This is a genomic window from Telluria sp. RB2R28 (assembly GCF_059685835.1).
In genome coordinates, this window is record NZ_JCASIK010000004.1 from 461773 (window position 1) to 485659 (window position 23887).

At 64.7% G+C, this 23887-nt stretch carries 16 protein-coding genes; 11 read left to right on the plus strand and 5 right to left on the minus strand.

The genetic code is table 11. The annotated features are described in order from the left end of the window. Positions 1–238 precede the first annotated feature (238 nt). The 6 genes from AC56LV_RS17625 (at position 239) to AC56LV_RS17650 (ending at position 10642) form a co-directional block, all read left to right on the plus strand. A complete protein-coding gene (locus tag AC56LV_RS17625) occupies positions 239–1576 on the plus strand; it encodes an MFS transporter (RefSeq protein WP_499559529.1) in 1338 nt (445 codons plus the stop codon). A gap of 135 nt (positions 1577–1711) precedes the next feature. Further along, positions 1712–3343: an alpha-D-glucose phosphate-specific phosphoglucomutase gene (locus AC56LV_RS17630; protein WP_499559531.1), complete on the plus strand. Its 1632-nt coding sequence runs from the start codon at positions 1712–1714 to the stop codon at positions 3341–3343. Positions 3344–3368: 25 nt separating this feature from the next. Further along, positions 3369–5048, plus strand: coding sequence for an alpha-amylase family glycosyl hydrolase (locus AC56LV_RS17635; RefSeq protein ID WP_499559532.1), 1680 nt, complete (start codon positions 3369–3371; stop codon positions 5046–5048). 59 nt (positions 5049–5107) lie between these two features. Next, positions 5108–6127, plus strand: a complete 1020-nt coding sequence (locus AC56LV_RS17640) for an alpha/beta fold hydrolase (protein ID WP_499559534.1) — start codon at positions 5108–5110, stop codon at positions 6125–6127. A 45-nt stretch (positions 6128–6172) separates the two neighbouring features. Next, complete coding sequence (locus AC56LV_RS17645; protein WP_499559536.1) at positions 6173–8038, plus strand: glucokinase; 1866 nt, start codon at positions 6173–6175, stop codon at positions 8036–8038. A gap of 288 nt (positions 8039–8326) precedes the next feature. Further along, positions 8327–10642: a sensor domain-containing diguanylate cyclase gene (locus AC56LV_RS17650; RefSeq protein WP_499559538.1), complete on the plus strand. Its 2316-nt coding sequence runs from the start codon at positions 8327–8329 to the stop codon at positions 10640–10642. A 44-nt stretch (positions 10643–10686) separates the two neighbouring features. Here AC56LV_RS17650 and AC56LV_RS17655 read toward each other — a convergent pair whose 3' ends face one another. Together AC56LV_RS17655 and AC56LV_RS17660 are read right to left on the minus strand one after the other, a co-directional pair. Further along, complete coding sequence (locus AC56LV_RS17655; RefSeq protein ID WP_499559539.1) at positions 10687–13401, minus strand: alpha-1,6-glucosidase domain-containing protein; 2715 nt, start codon at positions 13399–13401, stop codon at positions 10687–10689. Positions 13402–13408: 7 nt separating this feature from the next. Beyond that, positions 13409–14992: a POT-type proton-dependent oligopeptide transporter gene (locus tag AC56LV_RS17660; RefSeq protein ID WP_499559540.1), complete on the minus strand. Its 1584-nt coding sequence runs from the start codon at positions 14990–14992 to the stop codon at positions 13409–13411. Between the two features lie 280 nt (positions 14993–15272). Here AC56LV_RS17660 and AC56LV_RS17665 point away from each other — a divergent pair, with 280 nt between their 5' ends. Then, positions 15273–16913 carry an alpha-glucosidase gene (locus AC56LV_RS17665; RefSeq protein ID WP_499559541.1) on the plus strand — a complete coding sequence of 547 codons (1641 nt, stop codon included), beginning with the start codon at positions 15273–15275 and terminating at the stop codon, positions 16911–16913. Next, positions 16913–18760, plus strand: coding sequence for a glucokinase (locus AC56LV_RS17670; RefSeq protein ID WP_499559543.1), 1848 nt, complete (start codon positions 16913–16915; stop codon positions 18758–18760). The genes AC56LV_RS17665 and AC56LV_RS17670 overlap by 1 nt, the downstream gene beginning before the upstream one ends. Here AC56LV_RS17670 and AC56LV_RS17675 read toward each other — a convergent pair. Beyond that, complete coding sequence (locus AC56LV_RS17675) at positions 18757–19230, minus strand: hypothetical protein (protein ID WP_499559545.1); 474 nt, start codon at positions 19228–19230, stop codon at positions 18757–18759. The two genes, AC56LV_RS17670 and AC56LV_RS17675, sit on opposite strands and share 4 nt — an antisense overlap. A gap of 276 nt (positions 19231–19506) precedes the next feature. Here AC56LV_RS17675 and AC56LV_RS17680 point away from each other — a divergent pair, with 276 nt between their 5' ends. Next, positions 19507–20742 carry a PEP-CTERM sorting domain-containing protein gene (locus AC56LV_RS17680; protein WP_499559547.1) on the plus strand — a complete coding sequence of 412 codons (1236 nt, stop codon included), beginning with the start codon at positions 19507–19509 and terminating at the stop codon, positions 20740–20742. A gap of 131 nt (positions 20743–20873) precedes the next feature. On the opposite strand, the gene groL is transcribed toward AC56LV_RS17680, so the two are convergent. Both groL and groES read right to left on the minus strand, forming a co-directional pair. Continuing rightward, the gene (groL, locus tag AC56LV_RS17685) at positions 20874–22520 is read right to left on the minus strand and encodes a chaperonin GroEL (protein ID WP_499503567.1); all 1647 of its coding nucleotides are present in this window, start codon (positions 22518–22520) and stop codon (positions 20874–20876) included. 39 nt (positions 22521–22559) lie between these two features. Further along, positions 22560–22850: a co-chaperone GroES gene (gene groES / locus AC56LV_RS17690; protein ID WP_183555885.1), complete on the minus strand. Its 291-nt coding sequence runs from the start codon at positions 22848–22850 to the stop codon at positions 22560–22562. Between the two features lie 363 nt (positions 22851–23213). Between groES and AC56LV_RS17695 the strand changes: the two genes are divergently transcribed. Beyond that, on the plus strand, positions 23214–23543 hold the full coding sequence (locus tag AC56LV_RS17695; RefSeq protein WP_499559549.1) for a hypothetical protein: 330 nt from the start codon (positions 23214–23216) through the stop codon (positions 23541–23543). Beyond that, positions 23540–23851: a cell division protein ZapA gene (locus AC56LV_RS17700; RefSeq protein WP_258835476.1), complete on the plus strand. Its 312-nt coding sequence runs from the start codon at positions 23540–23542 to the stop codon at positions 23849–23851. The genes AC56LV_RS17695 and AC56LV_RS17700 overlap by 4 nt, the downstream gene beginning before the upstream one ends. Positions 23852–23887 lie beyond the last annotated feature (36 nt).

Here is a 23887-nt window from a genome sequence, read left to right on the forward strand (position 1 = left end):
CGCTCTTGCTCATGTTGTTTGACTACAAAACGCTACATGTTCCGCAGGTGTCTCACCGATCTCACTATGGGATCTGCACGATTGACACCCTGATACCCCCATGTTATTTTGCTACAGATACGCTGGCAGGATTGTTGTCTGTTCCGGCACGCCTCCGCATCAACGGCGCGCACCACCAGTGCGCCGCGCATTCACATAACAGCGCCCGCTCCCGTGTCGGGCCAGATTGGGGACACACATGGATATGCAATCGACCGTGCTCAAACCACGCCTGTCGTTCTGGCAGCTGTGGAACATGAGCTTCGGTTTCTTCGGCATCCAGTTCGGCTTCGCACTGCAGAACGCGAATACCAGCCGCATCTTCGCCACCCTCGGCGCCGACCCCGAAAACTTTTCCCTTTACTGGCTCGCTGCGCCCGTCACGGGCCTCTTGATCCAGCCGATCGTCGGCTACCTGAGCGACAACACCTGGCACCCCAAATGGGGCCGCCGCCGGCCGTTCTTCTTCATCGGCGCCGTGCTGGCCGCCATCGCGCTGTTCCTGATGCCCAATTCCACCGCGCTGTGGATGGCCGTGGCCGTGCTGTGGATGATGGACGCTGCGATCAACGTATCGATGGAGCCGTTCCGCGCCTTTGTCGGCGACAAGCTCGATCCGTCACAGCAGACCGCCGGCTACGCGATGCAGACCTTCTTCATCGGTTGCGGCGCGGTCATCGCCTCGCTCTTGCCGACCTTCTTTGAAAGCATGGGCGTGTCGAACGCCGTCATCGGCGGTGTGATCCCCGACACCGTGCGCTACTCGTTCTATGCCGGTGGCCTCGTGTTCTTCCTGGCCGTGACCTGGACTGTGGTGTCCGCCGACGAACTGCCGCCGCCCGACATGGAAGCGTTCAACAAGGAACGCGCCGCTTCGCGCAGCGTGGGCGTGGCCATCGCCGAGATCTTCGGCGGCTTTGGCAAGATGCCGCGCACGATGGTGCAACTGGCGTTCGTGCAGTTCTTCACCTGGATCGCGCTGTTCGCGATGTGGATCTATACCGGCACCGCCATTGCCGACAGCGTCTATGGCACCACCGACGCGCAGTCAACTGCGTACCAGGACGCCGGCAACTGGGTCGGCATCATGTTCGCTGTGTACAGCGGCGTGTCGGCACTGGCCGCATTCATCCTGCCCGTGTTTGCCCGCATGACCAGCCGCAAGGTCGTCCATGCGACCTGCCTGACCATCGGCGGCCTGAGCCTGGCCAGCGTGTTCCTCATCACCGACAAGAACATGCTGGTGGTGCCGATGATCGGCATCGGCATTGCCTGGGCGTCGATCCTGACGATGCCGTACGCGATCCTGGCCGGCTCGCTGCCCGCCAAGCGCATGGGCTACTTCATGGGCCTGTTCAACTTCTTCGTCGTGATTCCGCAGATCGTCAGCGGCCTGCTGCTGGGCTTTGTGACCAAGCACCTGTTCGATGGTCACGCCGTGCTCACGCTCGTGCTGGGCGGCGTCTGCATGCTCATCGCCGCACTGTTGACCCTCTTGGTGACCGACAAGGCGGAGCCGGTACGCGCTGCCGTGTGACGGCTGGGGCGCCAGGCGCGCACGGTACGCGTGTGCGCGCCGTGAATCCGGCGTCTGTCGTATCGTAACGTTTTATCAACATTGTCCGGCTCTGTCCGGCGGTGTTGTGAACGCTTACATTGACAGGAGTAAAGCATGACCATCCAGACCGTCGCGACCACCCCGTTCGCCGGCCAGCGGCCCGGCACCTCGGGCCTGCGCAAGAAAGTGACCGAGTTCCAGCAGCCCGGCTACCTTGAAAACTTTGTCGAGTCGATCTTCCTGACGCTGGGCGAAGGCGCCTGCCGTCACCTGGTCGTCGGCGGCGATGGCCGCTATTTCAACCGCGACGCGATCCAGACCATTCTGCGCATGGCGGCCGCGCACGGCGTGGAGCGCGTGCTGGTGGGGCAGGGCGGCATCCTGTCGACGCCGGCCGTCAGCTGCGTGATCCGCAAGCACGGCGCCCAGGGCGGCATCGTGCTCTCGGCGAGTCACAATCCGGGCGGCCCGGACGGCGACTTCGGCATCAAGTACAACATCGACAATGGCGGCCCGGCGCCCGAGAAAATCACCGACGCCATCTTCGCGCACACGCAGTCGATCACGCAGTACCGCATCAGCGACGCGCCGGCCGTCGACCTCGACGTGCTGGGCACCACCCGTCTGGAAAACATGCAGATCGAGGTGATCGACCCGGTGGCCGACTACGCCGAGCTGATGAAAGGCCTGTTCGATTTCGACGCGATCCGCGGCCTGTTCGCGAGCGGCTTCCGGATGCGCTTTGACGCGATGCACGCAGTGGCCGGCCCGTATGCCACCACGATCCTCGAAGGCATCCTCGGCGCACCGGCCGGCACCGTCGTCAATGGCGTGCCGAGCGAAGACTTCGGCGGCGGACACCCGGATCCAAACCCTGTCAACGCGGCCGAGCTGATCGCGGCGATGGCGGCGCCCGACGCGCCGGACTTCGGCGCCGCCTCGGATGGCGACGGCGACCGCAACATGATCGTCGGGCGCGGCATCGCCGTCACGCCATCGGACAGCCTGGCCATCATCGCCGCCAACGCCACCGTGGCGCCGGGTTACGCGGGCGGCATCAAGGGCATCGCCCGTTCGATGCCCACGTCGATGGCGGCCGACCGCGTGGCCGAAGCGCTGGGCATCGCCTGCTTCGAGACGCCTACCGGCTGGAAGTACTTCGGCAACCTGATGGACGCCGGTCTTGTCACGCTGTGCGGCGAAGAGAGCTACGGCACCGGCTCGTTCCACATCCGCGAAAAAGACGGCGTGTGGGCCGTGCTGTTCTGGCTCAATCTGCTGGCCGTGCGCGGCGAAACGGTCGAACAGCTGCTGGCGGCGCACTGGGCGCGCTTTGGCCGCAATTACTATTCGCGCCACGACTACGAAGCCGTGGATGCCGGCGCTGCCGGCGCCATGATGGACGCGCTGCGCGCGCGCCTGCCGGAACTGGCAGGGCAGACGCTGGCCGGCCACCAGATTGCACTGGCCGACGACTTTGCCTATACCGACCCGGTCGACGGCTCGGTCTCTACCAAGCAGGGCATCCGCATCATCATGGCGGACGGCTCGCGCATCGTGTTCCGCCTGTCCGGCACCGGCACCGAAGGCGCCACCGTGCGGGTCTACCTCGAACGCTACGAAGCCGATCCGGCGCACCACAACCTCGATACGCAGGCCGCGCTGCAAGGCCTGATCGACCTGGCCGAAAGCCTGTCCGATTTGCGCCAGCGCACCGGCCGCAGCGAACCCACGGTCGTCACCTGACCCCTTCACCACACAGGAACCCCGCATGAAACTACCCGTCCTTGCTTCCGCCATGCTGCTCGCCTTCGGTGCGATGGCCTCTGCCAGCGCTCAGTTGCCCGGCCCGGCGCCCGCCGCCAAGCCGTTTGTCTGGGAGAATGCGACCGTCTACTTCCTGCTGACGGACCGCTTCAACAACGGCAACCCGGCCAACGACAAGGCCTATGGCCGCAAGGACGACGCAGCGCCGCTGCGCGGTTTCATGGGTGGTGACATCGCCGGCATCACGGCCAAGATCAAGGAAGGGTATTTCACCGACCTGGGCGTGAACGCGATCTGGCTGACGCCCGTGATCGAACAGATCCACGGCGCGACCGATGAAGGCACTGGCAAGAGCTACGCCTTCCACGGCTACTGGGCGAAAGACTTCACGGCGCTCGACGCTGCGTTTGGCACCGAGGACGAATTGCGCACGCTGGTGGACACGGCGCACGCGAATGGCATCCGTATCGTGTTCGACGTCGTGATGAATCACACCGGCCCCGTCACGCCGCAGGACAAGGTCTGGCCGGCGTCGTGGGTGCGCACCGGTCCGACCTGCACCTACAAGGATGCGCGCACGACGGTCGATTGCACGCTGGTGGCGAACCTGCCGGACTTTTTGACCGGCAGCGACAAGCCGGTCGACCTGCCGCCGCACCTGGTGGCCAAGTGGAAGAAGGAAGGACGCTACGAGCGTGAGGTGAAAGAGCTCGACGCGTTCTTCAAGCGCACTGGCTACCCGCGCGCGCCGCGCTACTACCTGATGAAGTGGCACGCCGACTGGGTGCGCAAGTTCGGTATCGATGGCTTCCGCGCCGACACCGTCAAGCACACCGAACCTGGCCTGTGGAAGGAACTGAAAAAAGAAGCGAGCCTGGCGCTGGCGGACTGGAAGCGCGCCAACCCGGCCAAGAGCATCGACCAGAAGCCATTCTGGATGGTGTCCGAGGTCTACAACTACGAGATCAAGCACGCGCGCAAGTTCGACCTGGGCGGCGGCGAATTCGTCGACTACCTGGACCAGGGCTTCGACAGCATGATCAGCTTCAGCCTGCGCAGCGATGCCAAGCGCCCGTATGAACAGGTGTTCTCGGAATACTCGAACATCCTGCACGGCGACATGAAAGGCTTCTCGGTGCTGAACTACATCAGCTCGCACGACGACAGCAGCCCGTTCGATCCGCTGCGCCAGCAGCCATTCGAGTCGGCCAACAAGCTGCTGCTCGCGCCTGGTGCGGCGCAGATCTACTACGGCGACGAAACGGCGCGCATCCTGAAGTTCGATGGCGCCGAGGGCGACGCCAACCTGCGCACGTTCATGAATTGGGACGAGCTGGCGTCGAACGCCGAGCGCGGCCTGCACCGCGTGGCCGATATCCGCGCGCACTGGGCGCGCCTGGGACGCTTCCGCGCTGCGCATCCGGCCGTCGGCGCCGGCAAGCACCAGATGATCGGCTCGAGCCCGTACACGTTCAAGCGCACGTGGGAACAGAATGGCGTGAGCGACCGCGTGGTCGTCGCGCTGGGCCTGTCGACGCAGCAGCCGGTGGCCATTTCGGTGGGCGGCGTCTTCAACGACGGCGCCACGGTGCGCGACTGGTACACCGGCAATACCGCCGTGGTCAAGGACGGCAAGGTGCGGTTCGCAACCGCCGCACAGGTCGCGCTGATCGCGCAGGACTGACCGGGTTCCGGGTAGACTGGCCGTTCCGTCCACTTTCGGCTGCCAGTCTGCCCGCCTTCATGTCCTACTTTACGCACATCGCCCGCGCCATCGCGGGCCTCGGTTTCGCCCTCGCGCTGGCCCCGGCGCAGGCGCAATCGGCCGCCGCGCCAGTCTACGGCGCCGAACTCGAAGAATTCGCCTACCCTGCACCGACGCAGCAATACCGCTTCACGTCGCAGCGCGTCGACCTGCAGATGACCTATATGGACGTCAAGCCGGCCAGCCCGAATGGCCGCACCGTCGTCCTCATGCACGGCAAGAACTTCTGCGGCGCGACCTGGGCCGGCACTACCAAGGCACTGAGCGACGCGGGCTACCGCGTCGTGGTGCCCGACCAGATCGGCTTTTGCAAGTCCACCAAGCCGCAGCATTACCAGTACACGTTCCAGCAACTTGCCGACAACACGCGCAAGCTCCTGGCTTCGATCGGCGTGAAGAAGGCCATCATCATCGGCCACTCGACCGGCGGCATGCTGGCCACGCGCTACGCGCTGATGTATCCCGAACTGACGGACCAGCTGGTGATGATCAACCCGATCGGCCTGGAGGACTGGAAGAACCTGGGCGTGCCGTCGCTGGGTGTCGATCAGTGGTATGAACGCGAGCTGAAATTGTCGGCCGAACGCGTGCGCGAGTACGAGCGCACGACCTATTACAACGGCCAGTGGAAGCCGGAGTACGAAGTGTGGGTCCAGATGCTGGCCGGGATGTACCGTGGCAAGGGCAAGGAGCTCGTGGCCTGGAATTCGGCGCTCATCTACGACATGATCTACACGCAGCCCGTGGTGCATGAATTCCCGCTGATCAAAACGCCGACCTTCCTGCTCATGGGCTTGAAGGACACCACCGCGATCGGCAAGGATGCGGCGCCCGCTGACGTGCGCCCAACACTGGGCAACTACAAGGTGCTGGCCGAGACCACCCGCAAGGCAATCTCGGGCTCGGTGCTGGTGACGTTTCCCGAGATGGGGCACGCGCCGCAGATGCAGGATCCGGTGCAGTTCCACAAGGCGCTGCTCAAGGGACTCGTGCGCTGACCAGGGCCCATTCTCTTGTCATTGGGTTAATGCTATCCTTGCGCGATGACGGAAGACCCTGATCCAAAAAGCAAACCACCGCGCGCCGCCTTTGCCGACGGCCCGCGCCTGCTGGCCGACATCGGCGCCACCCATGCGCGCCTGGGCCTGGAGACCGCGCCTGGTGTGCTCGGGCAGGTCGCCGTGCTGCTGTGCGACGACTTCGACGGCATCATCCCGCTGCTGCACGCCTACCTCGAACAGCATCCGGGCGGGCGCATTCACCACGCGGCCTTTGCGCTGGCCAATCCGATCAGCGGCGATTTCATCCGCATGACCAACCGCGACTGGCAGTTCTCAACCGATGCCGTGCGCCGCGCGCTGGGCCTGTCGACGCTGTTGATCGTCAACGACTTTACCGCGCTGGCGATGGCGCTGCCGGGCTTTCAGCCGAAGGACCTGCTGCAGATCGGCGGCGGCGCGCCGCAGACCCATGCCGTGTCGGGTGTGCTGGGGCCGGGCACGGGCCTTGGCGTCTCGGGCGTGATCCCGACCATCGACGGTTTCGTCACGCTCGGCAGCGAGGGCGGGCACGTCAACTTCGCGCCGAGCGACGAGCGCGAATTCGCGATCCTGCAATACGCATGGCGCGAGTGGAAGCACGTGTCGAACGAGCGCCTGATTTCCGGCCCCGGCATCGAACTGATCTACCGCGCGCTGGCCGAGCGCAACGGCGTCGTGGCGCCAACGCGCAGCACCGCCGACATCGTCAGCGCGGCGCTCGATGCCCACGATCCGCTGTGCCTCGAGGTGCTGGAAACCTTCGCCGGCATGCTGGGCAGCGCGGCCGCGAACCTGGCCGTGACGCTGGGCGCATTTGGCGGCATGTTCATCGGCGGCGGCATCGTGCCGCGCATGGGCACCTGGTTCGCGCAGTCGCCATTTCGTGCGCGCTTCGAAGCCAAGGGGCGCTTCCGTGACTACATCGCCCAGATTCCGACCTACATCATCATGACGCCCAACCCGGCGCTGTACGGCGTCTCGGCGATCCTGTCCGAGCACCTGCGCGGGCGCAGCGGCGCCAACACGCTCACCGACCGCGTGCAGCAACTGCTGCACGAGCTTTCGCCGGCCGAGCAGCGCGTGGCCGCGCTCGTGATCGAGCATCCGCGCAAGATGCTGTCCGAGCCGATCGCCGAGATCGCGCGCCTGGCCGACGTGAGCCAGCCGACCGTGATCCGTTTCTGCCGTTCGCTGGGCTTCCAGGGCCTGGCCGAATTCAAGCTCAAGTTCGCCGGCAGCCTGACCGGCACCATCCCCGTGCGCCACAGCCAGGTGCGCGTCACCGACAGCACCCATGACCTGTCGGCCAAGGTGATCGACAACACGGTCTCGGCGATCCTGAAGTTTCGCGATGCGCTCGACGTGCACGCAATCGACCGCGCCATCGAACTGCTGCGGGGCGCGCGCCGGGTCGAGTTCTACGCGCTGGGCAATGCACGCGCGGTGGCGCTCGACGGCCAGCACAAGTTCTTCCGTTTCCGCATCCCGGCCGCGTCGTATGGCGATTCGCACCTGCTGAACCTTGCGGCCGGTTTGCTGGGGCCGGGCGACGTCGTGATCGCCATTTCCACCGGCGGCCAGCTGCCCGAGCTGCTCGAGGCGGTCGACACGGCGCGCGCGCGGGGCGCCGACATCATTGCGATCACGGCCAGCCGCTCGCCGCTGGCAAAGAAGGCCAGCGTGTGCCTGGCGGTGGATCACAGCGAAGACAGCACGAGCTTCCTGTCGATGATTTCACGCATCCTGCAACTGCTCCTCATCGACATCATGTCGGTCGGGATTTCCCTGGGCACGCAAGGGGAGGGCAGCCCGGACCACCAGGGCGACATCGATGCGCGCCGGCTGCTGATCTCGCACCTCGACATCTGACGGACCGCTCACGCGCATGTCACGCGCATGTCACGCGTACTGACGAGAATGCGCTGCACCGGGTCAGAATCGGCTGGGCTACGTGCTTTTGTACCGATGTCTCGCTAAAAGTTGTCAAAAAAACGTCAACGCCACGCGACGCACGGGACGGAACGTGTAGTTTCCGCACGGCACTGCGTGCTACCATTTCATGTGGCTCCCCCAATCCCCGGCGCCGTGTCGACAGGGTCGTCCTGCCTTGCCGTCTGTGTTCCGGACCATGGAAGAGGTTTTATCATCGTCAGCCAAATGTTAATTGAACAGGCCCGCCTTGCCGCGCTGGCCGAACTGCAGATTCTCGACACGCCTGCCGAGACCCGCTTCGACCGCTTTACCCGCCTGGCCGCCATGACGTTCGACGTGCCGATTGCGCTGGTGTCGCTGATCGATGCAGAGCGCCAGTGGTTCAAGTCGCACCATGGCCTGGAACTGTCGGAGACCCCGCGCTCGCTGTCGTTCTGCAGCCACGCGGTGCAGGCGCGCGCGCTGCTCGTGATCGAGGACGCGGCGCAGGATCCCCGCTTTGCCGACAATCCGCTGGTGACCGGCGAGCCGCATATCCGCTTCTACGCCGGACAGCCGGTCTACAGCGATGGCGAAGCGGTGGGCACGCTGTGCATCATCGACCGCGCGCCGCGCCGCCTGAACCAGGAGCAGCGCCAGGTGCTGGCCGACCTGGCCGGGCTGGTCGAAGTCGAAATCAATCACCTGAAGGCGGTTACCGCGCGCATGCTCGCCGAGCAGGCGCTCAAGTCGCTCAATACCGACCTGGAAGCGCGCATCGTCGCCCGCACTGCCGAACTGGAAGACAAGGTCGCGCAACTGTCGCATGAAGTGACGCAGCGCGAAGCGGCCGAAGCGCTGCTGCGCGAGAGCGAAGCCTGGAACCGTACGATCATCGACTCGTCGTTCAGCGGCTTCATCGGCGCCGACAGCAACGGCGTGGTGGTGGCGTGGAACACGTCGGCTGAGCGCATCTTCGGCTGGTCGGGCGAGTACGCGCGTGGCCGCCAGTTGTCCGAACTGGTGATGCCGGCGCAGCAGCGCGAAGCGCATGACGCGAACATCCGCCGCCTGCTCGATACCGGCACCGGCCCGTACCTGAACCAGAATGTCGAACTGCCGGCGCTGACCCAGAGCGGGCGCCAGATCACGATCCAGATGACGGTGGCGGCCCACGAGTGGAATGGCGCGCGCTATATCGGCGCCTTCGTTAATGACATCTCGGACCGCATCCGCACCCAGCAGCAGCTGGAAGAAAAACAGGAACTGCTCGACGCGGTGCTCGAATCGATCGACGTCGGCGTGGTCGCCTGCGACGCCGTCGGCAACCTGACGCTGTTCAACCGCACGGCGCGCGCCCTGCATGGTCACGACCTGAAGGCGATCGCGCCATCGGAATGGCCGCTGTTCTACTCGCTGTACCACGGCGACGGCCAGACCGCGATGGCGATGGACGACGTGCCGCTGGTGCGCGCGCTCAAGGGCGAAGTCGTGCGCGACGGCGCGATGGTCGTCGCACCAGCCGGCCGGGTGCCGTACACGCTGCTGGCCAGTGGCCGTCCGCTGCGCAGCGCCCAGGGCAAGACCCTCGGCGCAGTCGTGGCGATGAAGGACATCACCGAACTGAAAGCATCGCGCGACCGCCTGGCCGACAGCGAAGAGCGCCTGCGCACGATTACCGATAACCTGCCGGTCCTGATTGCGCACCTCGACCAGGATCACCGCTACATGTTCGCCAATGCGGTGCACCAGTCATGGCTCGGCAAGGCGTCCGACCAGGTCGTGGGCCAGACCATGGTCGAAGCCTTTGGCGAAGACTTCTACCTGCAGCAGAAGGAAGCGCTGGACGACGCCTGGCTGGGCAAGGCATCGCAGTGCGAGCATGACATCGTGCGTAAAAAGCACATTCGCATCGTCCACTCGACTTTCCTGCCGCATCTGCGCGACGGCGAGGTGGTGGGCGTGTACATCCTGACGACCGACGCCACCGCCGCGCGCATGCACGAACGGAACCTGCATGCGCTGGCCCACACCGATGCGCTGACCGGCATCCCGAACCGGCGCCAGTTCGAGCTGGCGCTGCAGGCAGCCGTCGAACGTGCGCCGCAGCGCGAGCGTGCCTTTGCGCTGTTCTATCTCGACATCGATTTCTTCAAGCGGATCAACGATACGTACGGCCACGCGGTGGGCGATATGGTGCTGGTCGAATTCGCGCGGCGCGTGCGCAAGGTGGTGCGCAGCTCCGACATGGTGGCGCGCCTGGCCGGCGACGAATTCACGGTGCTGCTCGACGAAGTCAATTCGCCGCGCGACGTCGAGCTGGTGGCCAAGAAGATCATGCAGACGATGGAAGCGCCGTTCATGGTCGGCTCCCAGCCGATTTCCGTCAGTGCGACGATCGGCATTGCGCTGGCCGACGCACCGGGCGTGACGGCGCTGACGATCAGCGAGCTGGCCGACAGCGCCTTGTATGAGGCCAAGGACAAGGGGCGCAACACGTTTGCGATTGCGCGGCTGGCGATGGTGGCGGCGCCGGTGCCTGTGTTGGAGCATGCCGGCTGATCCCGCTGCCAGCGATCCCCGCGTGGACGGCGTAGCCGTCCACCCTACTCGACGAACACCACCGCCGTGCGCGGCGGCACCGTGAAGGTGCCGCTGGCGCTGTCGAAGCGCGCCTTGAGCGCGCGCTTGTCGGCCGCGCCAGGTGCGCTGTGCACCGGATGCAGCTTCAGGCGCTTGCCGCGCAGCGTGGCGTCCTTGATCGTGTGCGCCCGCTTGTCGACGTTCACCAGATACCCCATCCCGGCAAAGCCCGCACCCGGATAGCCTTTGCCATCGAGCCAGGCGGCCAGCACGGTCGGCTCCTGCTGCGGCCCCGTATTGAAGAAGCGCAGGCGCTTGTTGATGTCGTCGGCCGTGCGCAGGCGCAGCAGCGTGCTGCTGGCGCGGATGCGCAGCAGGTCGCGGAAGGCGTCGCGCGCGAATGCGATGTCGGCGGGCGTTGGCTTCATCGCGGCATTGGCCAGCAACGGCTTGAACAGCGGCCAGTCTTTGGCATTGTCCGGCGCCGGCGGCAGGCCGGTGCCGAAGAAGTTGTCCTGGTACGTCCAGTCGATGCGGTTGAACCAGTCGCCCGAATTGAAGCTGTTGCGGTCCAGCGATTTCGAGCGCAGCGTGTCGATGCCGGCGTGGTAATACGCCACGCCCTGGCTGAACGCATTGATCGCCATCCCCAGCACCTGAACCCGCGCGCGCTCCGCGCTGCTCGTTGCCACGGGCAGCTTGAGCACGTTGATGTCGTACAGCGTCTGGTTGTCGTGGTTCTCGACGTAGTTGACTGCTTCACCCGGCTCGCTCGCGTAGCCGGCCGGCTGGTTGCCGCCGTAGACCATTGCCTGCAACTGGCGCACCTGGCCATCGTGCCCCTGCATCGGATACGTGCGCACCGAGCCGGCCAGGCCGACGCGGATCAGGTCCGCCGCGCGCAGCAGCTCGGCCTTCTGGGCGTCGCCGCCAAGGGCGTTGGCGTCGTACACAAGGCCATTGATATAGCCCTGCTGCTTGATTACCGGTTCTCCCGAGTCGCCGGGCGAGCCGCCGCGCACGGCGTCGCGCGCGCGGTCGCTGAAGGTGCCGATGCCGGTGCCGTTCAGCGACAGCTGCGACGCCTGCACGAAGCGCGCGCCGTCGGCCACTTCGCCGAAGTTCCAGCCTTCGCCGATCAGCTGGACGTGACGGCCCGCCGCCGCGTCGACGGCCTGCTGCAGGCGCACCATCGCTTCGCGCGGCTGGTGGCCCATCAGGTCGAAGCGGAACGAATCGATCTTGTACTGGCGCGTCCAGAGCACCGACGAATCGATCATCAGCTTGGCCATCATCGTGTTTTCGGTCGCCGTGTTGAAGCAGCAGGTCGACGCTTCGATGCCGCCCACGGCGTTCAGGCGATGGTAGTAGCCCGGCACCACGCGGTCGAGGATCGACTTTTCTTCCTGGCCGGCGATGAAGGTGTGGTTGTAGACGACGTCGGTACCCACGCGCAGGCCGGCCTTGTGCAGGTCCATCACCATCTGGCGGAACTCGATGATGCGGCGCGCGCCGTCCTGCGGGTCGCTTGCGTAACTGCCTTCGACAGCGTTGAAGTGCTGCGGGTCGTAACCCCAGTTGAAGCAGTCGGTGTGCGCGGTCTTGACGACCAGCGCCTGCTGGCTTTCGCCATCCGGCGCGCCGGCAGGGGCGGGCTGCGCGCACGCCACTTCGGGGATGCTGCCGATGTCGTACACGGGCAGCAGGTGGATGTCGGTCAGGCCGGCCTGTGCCAGCGCGCGCAGGTGCCGCATCCCGTTGGAGTTCATCTCGCCGAACGCGCCGTACTTGCCGCGTTTGGCCGGCGGCACGGTCTGGTCGATCAGCGAAAAGTCGCGCACGTGCAGCTCGTAGATGACCATGTCGGTCTGCGCCTTGACCGTGGCCGGTGGCTGCGTGGCGTCCCAGCCGGCTGGCTTGAGGCTCGGCGCATCCAGGTCGGCGATGTAGCTGCGTTTGGAGTCCGCATTCAGGCTGACCGAGTACGGGTCGGTCACCAGGTTGCGTACCAGCCCCGCGCCATCGGCGACGACGTCGACCGCGTACTTGTAATAGGTGCCGGACAAATCGCGCGGGACACTGGCAGCCCAGGCGCCGGTGCGTGCATCTAGCGTCATCGGCAGCACGGCGTTGGCGCGGCCCGTTGCGCTGTCATAGGTGCACACCGCCACATCGCGTGCGGTCGGCGCCCACAGTTTGAAGGCGGTCTGGTTGCCGGTGGGCGTCGCGCCCAGGTCCGGGATGCGTTCGGCCGCTGCATACAGGTCGTCGAGCGCGCCGGCCGCTTGCACGCGCGTTGCGTCGCGCACGGTGCCATCCGCGTTCTCGTGGACCAGCACCAGCTGTTCGCGGTGCAGGGCAGGCAGGCGCGCCAGGTCGGCTTCCTGCACGCTCAGGGTCGGGCCGCTGGCGACCCATTTGAAGCGTGTGGCGACGGCTTGCGGCACCGCGACGCGCGAGACGGCCAGCGTGATCGAACCGGCGCTGCCGGAGACCTTGCTGCCGGCCGTGGCCTGGATCCCGCCGGCGGGGGAGTGGTACAGCCGATATACGCCATCTGCAGCCGCGCCGGGCCAGCGCACGAGGCGGCGGTCGAGCCAGACGGCGCGCGCATCGAGCTTGGTGGCGGAGGCGCTGAGCACCTCCTGGAAGGCCGGGCTGTCGCAGGTGGCGAGAGGAACAGCAGCGTAAGCGCTGGAGGACAGCGATGCTGCAAGCAGGACAAGGTGACGTTTCATGGACCGCTTACCCCGCGACACTGCTGCGATAGTGGTCGACCATGCGGTAGCGCGTCGCATACCAGCCGAACGCCGCTGCCGACAGCAGCGCAAACGCGGCAAAGAAGTACATCTGGAACGCCATCACTCCCACGCCCGAGCCTTCGATATACGCGATCACTGCTTCGTTCTTCACGCTGGCATTGACGATCAGCACCCACAGGTTGCCGACCGTGACGGCCAGGTACCACAGCGCCATGATTACGCCCTTCATCGAGGCTGGCGCCTGGCTGTACGCGAATTCCAGACCCGTCGCCGAGACCAGCACTTCACCCAGCGTGAGCAGCGCATACGGCGCGATCTGCCACGCGATCGAGACGGCGTCGCCGGCGTCGAGCGCCACCTGCAGATTGCCCACAACGATCCAGGCCGCGGCCGAGAGTGCGATGCCGGCGGTCATCCGACGCAGCGGCGTCGGCTCGACACCCATCTTGCGCATCAGCGGGAACAGGGCGATGTTGTTGATCGGGATGAGCAGCATCACGAGCAGGGGATTCAAGGCCTGCATCTGGGCCGGGATCACGTCGAAGGTCCAGCCCAGCAGGTTCACCTGTGTGGTCATCGTATTGGCCTGCACGATCCAGGTCGAGGCCTTCTGGTCGAACAGCGACCAGAACGGGGTGACGAGCGCGAACACGATCAGGATGCGCAGCACGGCGCGCACGCCGTCCACGGCGTCGTCCGGATGCAGGCCGCGTGCGCGGTCCAGCTGCATCGAGGTACCCATGCCGCCAAAGGCCATCAACAGCACCAGGGCAGTACAGGCGGCGATCACGAAACCCCATTGCGCGGCCATGGCCAGCGAAGCCAATGCGCCGGCTGCGCCCAGCAAGGCCAGATTCAGGCCCGGACGGCCCTGGCCGGGCTGCCTGGCCAGCAGCGCGCTTTTTGCCACGCGCATGAACGAGTGCGGATTGGCGGGCGCCGGCGGCACGTGCACGTACTTCTTTTTGCCGCTCCAGAACACCATGGTCGCGATGAACATCAGGATGCCGGGCACGCCGAAGGCCCAGGCCGGACCGTAGTCGCGCAGCAGCAGCGGCATCAGGAGCGAGGCGAAGAACGAACCGAAATTGATGATCCAGTAGAACGCGTCGAAGACGACTTTCGCCTTGTCCTTGTTGGTGTGGTCGAACTGGTCGCCGACGAAGCTGGCCACCAGCGGCTTGATGCCGCCCGAGCCGAGCGCGATCAGGAACAGGCCGAAGTAGAAACCGTTGACGTTGTCCTCGAACATGGCCAGGCAGGCGTGACCGAGGCAGTACACGAGACTGAGCCAGAACACGGTGTTGTACTTGCCGAAGTAGCGGTCAGCCAGCCAGCCGCCCAGCAGCGGGAAGAAGTAGACGCCGATGACGAAGGTGTGGAACACGTGCTTGGCTTCACCGGTGCGCATGTCTTCCGGCAAAAACATCAGCAGCGTCGTGATCAGGAAAGGCGTCAGGATGTTGCGCATCCCGTAGAAACTGAAGCGTTCGCACCCCTCATTGGCAATGATGTAGGGGATTTGCCGGGGCATGCGCCCGGTGCCTGGTTTTACGAGAGTTGTCATCGAACCGCTTCCTTGAATTGGCAAACAGACGCGATGCTATGACGGGGACGCCTCTCTTTGCAACATAAAAATTGTCGTGAAACAAACTAGAAACAAAGTGGCAACATGCATACGTAGTTTAGGTACGGACGAAGAATCGGCAGAATCGCCTATAACGTTTCAAGTCATTGAAATCAAATGACTAAATGGGATTTATGGCTGACTGGATGGAATTGTCAAGAAGGTTCGCCTGATGTATATTGCCTAGAATTCCACATCACGCATCCGCCCGGACCAGCCAATGACCCAGATCTCGACGACCGACAACCCGAACTGGTGGCGCGAAGCCATCATCTATCAGGTGTACCCGCGCAGCTTCCTCGATACCAATGGCGATGGCGTCGGCGACCTGAACGGCGTGACTGAAAAGCTCGACTACATCGCGAGCCTGGGCGTGGACATCGTCTGGCTGTCGCCGTTCTTCAAGTCGCCGATGGCCGACTTCGGCTACGACATCGAAGATTATTGCGACGTCGATCCGCTGTTTGGCGACCTGGCCGACTTTGACCGCATGGTCGCCAAGGCGCACAGCCTGGGTCTGAAAATCATGATCGACCAGGTGATGTCGCACACGGCCGAGACGCACAAATGGTTCATCGAAAGCCGCGCCAGCCGCGACAATCCGAAGTCGGACTGGTATGTGTGGGCTGACCCGCTCCCGGACGGCAATCCGCCGAACAACTGGCTGTCGGTGTTCGGCGGCTCGTCGTGGCAGTGGGATACCCGCCGCAAGCAGTACTACCTGCACAACTTCCTCGTGAGCCAGCCGCAGCTGAACTTCCACAATCCGCTGGTGCAGCAGGCGCATCTGGACGCGCAGCGTTTCTGGCTCGAGCGCGGCGTCGACGGCGTGCGCATGGATGCGTGCGTGTTCCACTTCCACGACCGCCAGCTGCGCAGCAACCCGCCGGCGCTGGTGCGCGACACGTCGACCGTGACCGATGTGAACCCGTACGGCATGCAGGCGCACCTGTACGACAAGACGCAGCCCGAAAACATCGCGTTCCTCGAGCGCGTACGCGCACAACTGAATGAATTCGGCGCCGTCTCGATCGGCGAGATCAGCTCGGACGATGCGCTGGCCCAGATGAGCGAGTACACCGAAGGCGGCAACAAGCTGCACATGGCCTATAGCTTCAACCTGCTCACGCCGGTCTTCACGGCCGCGCACGTGCGCCGCCAGGTCGAAGAATTCAACGAGCGCGTCAAGGATGGCTGGGCCTCCTGGTCAGTCGGCAACCACGATGCGATCCGCGTCGCCACGCGCTGGGGCGGCGTCAACCCGGCCCCTGGTTTCACCAAGCTGGTGCTGGCGATGCAGCTCTCGCTCAAGGGCACGCCATGCCTGTACCAGGGCGATGAACTCGGCCTGACCGAAGCCGATGTGCCGTACGAACTGCTGCAGGACCCGTACGGCAAGACCTTCTGGCCCGAGTTCAAGGGCCGCGATGGCTGCCGCACGCCGATGCCGTGGGTCGCCGATGCGCCGCACGCGGGCTTTACCGACGGCCAGCCATGGCTGCCGGTGGACGCCGCGCACGTCAAGGCTGCCGTCGACGTGCAGGACAGCGACCATGACTCGATGCTGAACTTCCAGCGCCGCTTCATCGCCCTGCGCCGCAGCCTGCCGCAACTCACGCGCGGCGAGATCGCGTTCTTCGATGCCCCCGAGCCGGTCCTGGCCCTGCGCCGCGACCTGGCAGGGCACGACAGTGTGCTGGCTGCGTTCAACCTGTCGAACGAAGAAGTCAGCTTCGACTGGCCGGCAACGGACGGCGTGGCGCAGATGCCGGTCGACGGCCTGGCCGGCAGCGCGCAGCAGGGCCGCGTCACGCTGGCGCCGTACGGCGCCTGGTTCGGCACCGTGGCGGCGAACCGCTGATGGCCGGCGCGCAGCCCGAAAAATTCGCGCGCACGGCGTTTGCCGATGGCCCGCGCCTGCTGGCGGACATTGGCGCCACGCATGCGCGCTTCGCGCTGCAATACGCATCCGGCGTGTTTCGCGACGTGGCGGTGCTGCGCTGCGACGACTTCGCCGGCATCGTGCCGCTGCTGCGCCATTACCTGCTCGACCACCAGGACGTCACGCTGCACCACGGCGCCTTTGCGGTGGCCAATCCGATCAGCGGCGACTATGTGCGCATGACCAACCGCGCGTGGGAGTTTTCCACCGATGCGGTGCGGCGCGAGCTGGGCCTGGCCACGCTGTTGATCGTGAATGACTTCACGGCGCTGGCCACGGCCTTGCCCAATTTTGCGCGCGACGACCTGATGCAGGTCGGCCCGGGCAAGGCGGTGCCGGGCGCCGTCATCGGCGTGCTGGGCCCGGGCACGGGTCTGGGCGTCTCGGGCGGCATTCCGACCGCCGATGGTTTCGTCACGCTGGGCAGCGAAGGCGGGCACGTGAACTTCGCGCCGTTCGACGAACGCGAATTCGCGATCCTGCAATACGCCTGGCGCGAGTGGCCGCACGTGTCGAACGAACGCCTGATTTCCGGGCCCGGGATGGAAGTGATCTACCGCGCGCTGGCCGACCGCAATGGCGTCGACGCCGCGCCGCGCACGGCCGCAACGATCGTGGCCGGCGCGCTCGAACAGAACGATGCGCTGTGCCTGGAAACGCTCGAGTGCTTCTGCGGCATGCTGGGCGGCGCGGCGGCCAACCTGGCCGTCACGCTGGGCGCCTTTGGCGGCGTGTACATCGGCGGGGGCATCGTGCCGCGCCTGGGCGAGTGGTTTGCCAGCTCGCCGTTTCGCGCGCGCTTCGAAGCCAAGGGCCGGTTCTCGGACTACCTGGCCGACATTCCGACCTGGGTGATCACGACGCCGAACCCCGCCTTTCACGGCGTGGCCACCATCCTGGCCGAACACCTGCGCGGGCGCAGCGGCGCCAACACGCTGATGGAGCGCATCACGCAGCTGCGCCACGAGCTCTCGCCCGCCGAAGGGCGCGTGGCCAGCCTCGTGATCGACCAGCCGCGCATGGTGCTCAATGAACCGATTGCCGAGATCGCGCGCCTGGCCGACGTGAGCCAGCCGACCGTGATCCGGTTTTGCCGCTCGCTGGGCTTCCAGGGCCTGGCTGACTTCAAGCTCAAGTTCGCCAGCAGCCTGACCGGCTCGATCCCGGTGCGCCACAGTCAGGTGCGCCTGAGCGACAGCACGCACGATCTGTCGGCCAAGGTGATCGACAACACCGTATCGGCGATCCTGCGTTTTCGCGACCAGCTCGATGTGCGCTCGCTGGACCGTGCGATCGAGATGGTCAGCCGCGCCAAGCGCGTCGAGTTCTACGCGATGGGCAATTCGCGCGCGGTGGCGCTCGATGGCCAGCACAAGTTCTTCCGCTTCCGCATCCCGACCGCGCTGTATGGCGACGCGCACCTGTTCACGCTGGCCGCCGAGTTGCTGGGGCCGGGCGACGTGGTGATTGCGGTATCGAATTCAGGTGGCTTGCCCGAACTGCTGGAGGCGGTGGACATCGCGCGCGCTGCCGGCGCCGACGTCATTGCGATCAGCAACAGCCAGTCGCCGCTGGCGCGCAAGGCCAGCGTGTGCCTGGCGGTCGACCATGCCGAGGACAGCACGAGTTTTCTGTCGATGATTTCGCGCATCCTGCAGCTGCTGCTGATCGACATCATGGCCGTCGGGATCTCGGTCGATGGCCAGCACGGACCGGCGCCAGGTCAGGATCCGCGCCGGCTGCTGATCTCGCACCTGGATAGTTAATCCGCGCTTTTCAGGTTGAAGCGCTCGATCGTGCGGCGCCATTCCTGCAGGCTCAGGAGGGTGTCGGACTCGGTGTCCTCGACGAGGATCTCGCTGCCGTCCTGCGCGACCAGAAAGCTTTCCTGCCGCCGCGCGTCCTGCGCGCGGTTTTCGACAAAACTCAGCTGGTAGTAGGTCTTGCCATTCACCTCGCGCGGTACCGGATCGTCTTCGACCACGGCGCCGCGCGCCTTGCCGCCCGTGCGTCGCTCGATCTGCGCCGACCAGGCAGTCAGTTCCGGTAATGCCAGCAATGCGGCCATGGCCTGTTCCTTGCTGTGCGCAGGCGCCTGGACGACGGGTGCAGCCGGCGCCGGGGCAGGCGGCGACGCGGGCCGCTCGGCGCGCTGGCAGGCAGCGACCGCGCAGCACAGTGCCAGCGTGGCAAGGGTCGTGCGCAGGGGAGGGAAGGCAGCGGCGCGTGGGGACATGGCAGGTTCCGGTAGATAAGACGGCCATACTAAACCATGCTTGTTTTAGCGGCAAATACGTCGTCTGCGACGTCCACATGAACGTTATTATTTCCACATGGAAATCCTTTCATGGTTTACGCCACGCTCTCCATGTGTTTCATGTCGGCATCTGATTTTGTTGATGCAAGTAATGATATTCTGTAGGATCACTCCTACCAGTCAGTACACCGTATGGACAGCCGCGCTACTTATCAACGTCGTCTCGAACGAAGCTCGCACCGCGAAAAGCGCCTGATGACGTTGGCCGTGGTCGGCGTTGCCGTCGGCGTGGCCGGCGTCGTGCTGCCATCGCCATCGATCAGCTGGCCGACGTTCGGGCAGGCCTCGAACGTGGCACCGGTTACTGCAGCGCCGGCGCATGCGTTGAGCCCGACGGCGCCCACGGCGCAGCAGACAGGCGCGGCGCGGCGCATCTACCGGCACTCGGTTGTGCCCGGCGGCGTGGCGGACAAGGGTGAACTGGCGCAGATTGTGCGATCCGACCGGCTGGTGGCGGCGCACTACGCGACCTTCAATGTCGACAATGCCCGCGCCGTGACTGTGACGGCGCCGCGCGCGGTTTATGTGTCGTACCGGAAGAACGACCAGATCTACTGGACGTCGAAGAAGGTCATGCTCGAGAAGGGCGAGACGCTGCTGACCGATGGCGAACACGAGATCCGCGCCCGCTGCGCCAACCGCATTTCGGACGTGCCGCAGTATCCGGTAGAACCCCACGGGCCAAGCGAAGCCGAACTCGATACCGTGCTCGCTGTCGGCGCGCCATCCGACATGGTTGGCGTGGCCGGTGAAGAGGGCGGCATAGTGCCCGTGAGCATGGACGACCTGTCCACCAGCGAGGCAGTGGGGCAGCGCTACTACGCGACGAGCTTCCCCGATGGCGCTGGCCTGCTGACGCCGGAAAATACGACGCCGACGCCGATGCCGTCCCGCCAGGGGCAACCACCTGGCCTGCCGGGCTGGTATGGCTCGCCAATCTATTCTGGCGGCGTGCTGGGCCCTGCTGGCCCTGTCGGCGGCAGCGACGACACCGGCAATGACATACCAGTGCCGGTCCGCGATGGTGGCGGGAGCACGGTGCCGGGAGGCGTCAGTCCGCCAGTCGGCACGGATCGCCCTGGCGGCAACGCGGTTTTGCCCCCGGCCCCCGTGCGGGACGGCGGCGGCAACGGTGTGCCCGAACTGCCGGTTGATACGCGGCCGCCTCTGCCACCGCCAGGTACCGGTACCGACACGCCGGGCACGCCGGGTATCCCTGGCACGCCTGGCACGCCGGATAGCCCTGGTACGCCGGGTACGCATGGCATGCCAGGTACCCCGACCGTGCCGGCCACGCCAACGATCCCTGGTGACACCGTGGTCGAACCGGCCCCGCCGACCGAAGTGCCTGAACCGGGCACGCTGTGGCTCGGCGGCATCGCACTGGCTGCGCTGCTGTGGCTGCGCCGCAAGGGCCCACGCGCCCGCTGAGACGCGCTAAACGTACGAACCGCACGAAACGCAGACAACAAAAAACCCGCGAGGTGTGAACCTCGCGGGTTTTTTATCGTGGGTAGTATGGGCGAAACATGCAGCGCGCTTCGCCCGGACTGCCCCGGCAATTACATCATGCCGTCCATACCACCCATACCGCCCATGCCGCCCATACCACCCATGCCGCCGGCTGGCTTGTCTTCAGCCAGTTCCGACACCATGCAGTCGGTGGTCAGCATCAGGCCGGCGATCGACGCTGCATTCTGCAGTGCCGAACGGGTGACCTTGGCTGGATCCAGCACGCCCATTTCGACCATGTCGCCGTAGGTGCCGTTGGCTGCGTTGTAGCCGTAGTTGCCGGTGCCGGCCAACACTGCTGCAACGACGACCGATGGCTCTTCGCCGGCGTTCTGGACGATCATGCGCAGTGGCTCTTCCATTGCGCGCAGGACGATCTTGATACCAGCGTCCTGGTCAGGGTTGTCGCCCTTGACGGTGATGTTGGCACGGGCGCGCAGCAGGGCCACGCCGCCGCCGGCAACGATGCCTTCTTCCACGGCAGCGCGGGTAGCGTGCAGTGCATCTTCGACGCGTGCTTTCTTTTCTTTCATCTCGACTTCGGTGGCTGCACCGACGCGGATCACGGCAACGCCGCCGGCCAGCTTGGCCACGCGCTCTTGCAGTTTTTCGCGGTCGTAGTCCGAGGTCGCTTCTTCGATCTGGGCGCGGATCATCTTGACGCGGCCTTCGATCGATTCAGCCTGGCCGGCGCCGTCGATGATGATGGTGTTTTCCTTGCCGACTTCGATGCGCTTGGCCTGGCCCAGCTCTTCGAGCGTGACCTTTTCGAGCGTCAGGCCGACTTCTTCAGCGATGACCTGGCCGCCGGTCAGGACAGCGATGTCTTCCAGCATGGCCTTGCGACGGTCGCCAAAGCCTGGGGCCTTGACAGCGACGGTCTTCAGGATGCCACGGATGTTGTTGACGACCAGGGTCGCCAGCGCTTCGCCGTCGATGTCTTCAGCAACGATGACCAGCGGACGGCCAGCTTTCGCGACTTGTTCCAGTACCGGCAGCAGGTCACGGATGTTCGAGATTTTCTTGTCGCACAGCAGGACGAATGGGTTTTCGTGCACAGCGACTTGCTTGTCCGGGTTGTTGATGAAGTACGGCGACAGGTAGCCGCGGTCGAACTGCATGCCTTCCACGATGTCCAGCTCGTCGTTCAGCGACTTGCCGTCTTCCACGGTGATGACGCCTTCCTTGCCCACTTTTTCCATCGCTTCAGCGATGCGCTCACCGATCGAGGTTTCCGAGTTGGCCGAAATGGCGCCGACTTGTGCGATCTCTTTGGTGGTGGTGGTTGGCTTGGCGATCTTGCGCAGTTCTTCGACGGTGGCAGCAACTGCCTTGTCGATGCCGCGCTTCAGGTCCATCGGGTTCATGCCGGCGGCAACGAACTTCATGCCTTCGCGAACGATGGCTTGTGCCAGCACGGTCGCGGTGGTGGTGCCGTCACCGGCGTTGTCGCTGGTCTTGGAAGCAACTTCCTTGACCATCTGCGCGCCCATGTTCTGCAGCTTGTCTTTCAGTTCGATTTCTTTGGCGACCGAGACACCATCCTTGGTGACGGTCGGCGCGCCGAACGAGCGCTCGAGCACGACGTTACGGCCTTTCGGGCCCAGGGTGACTTTGACTGCATTGGCGAGGATGTTGACGCCTTCGACCATCTTGGCGCGCGCTGCGTCGCCGAATACTACTTCTTTAGCTGCCATTTGTTATTTCTCCGAAATGTTCGTGAATGGGGTCAGAAATTACAGTGCGACGATCGCGAGGATTTCTTCTTCGCGCAGCACCAGCAGTTCCTGGCCATCGATCTTGACGGTCTGAGCGCCATACTTGGAGAACAGCACGCGATCGCCGACTTTCACTTCCAGAGGGCGGAGCTGGCCGTTATCTTGCACTTTACCGTTACCAACGGCGAGAACTTCGCCTTGGTCCGGCTTCTCTGCCGCGGCATCAGGGATGATCAGGCCGGACGCAGTTTTGGTTTCCTGGTCGAGACGCTTCACGATTACGCGATCGTGCAGAGGGCGAAGGTTCATGCAAAACTCCTTAATATTCAATGGTTTAACTGGCGTTTTTGGCGCCGTCGCAGCAAGCATTGTGAATGCTGCGCCGGTCTGCAAAGAGTTGTTAGCACTCTCAGCTAACGAGTGCTAATTATAGGGACGATAACCTGCCTTTTCAAGGCGCATGATGGCGAAATCATTTTAAACATTTGATATAGCGCAATGATGACATTGGCATATTCGCAATCTTTGCCGCCGTTTGTCCGACGCTGGTAGACGACGGAAGGCCGGCAGCGTACACCGCTAACCACATCGGTGCCGCACGCCAGTGCTATTACTGCCGCACGGCAATGAGCACCGGTTGACGGAAAAAGCAACTCGATCCTATAGTGTCGGATGATTTCCGAATTCCAAGACCTTTCAGACAAAATCGACCGGCTTGCGCAGCTGACCCAGTCATTGCGCGCCGAGAATTACCTGCTGCGCCAGGCCAATACCTTGCTCAGCGCAGAAAATCTCGCGTTCAAGGAACGCCTGATCGAAGCGCAGCGCCGGGTCGAAGCGCTGCTCGACGAATTGCCGAAGCCGCCGGATGCGTCGGACGCCGAAGAAGAACCTGCTGCAGACGCACCTGCCGCAGACGCGCTTGCGCAAGAGGCGCCACGCGATCCCGATGCACCGATCCCGCCGCATCTCGCCCACGCTCAACGTCAGGGGGCACTATGATTCATCTCGACGTGCATATCATGGGCCAGTCCTACCGCCTCGCGTGCCGCGATGGCGAACAGCGCACGTTGCGCGAAGCGGTGAGCTACCTCGATGGCAAAATGTGCCAGCTGCGCGATTCGGGCAAGGTCAAGGGCACCGACCGCATCGCCGTGATGGCGGCGCTGAGCGTGGCCGCTGAATTCCTGTCGGTGAAGTCGCCACAGGGACCGCTGTCGGACATGTCGATCCTCGAGGTCAAGCAAAAACTCGAGTCGATGCACACGGTGCTGGACCGCGTCCTGGCTGACCAGGAAAATCTGGCCTGAAAGGCCGAATCCGTTTGACAGGGCTGGTCAAAGGAG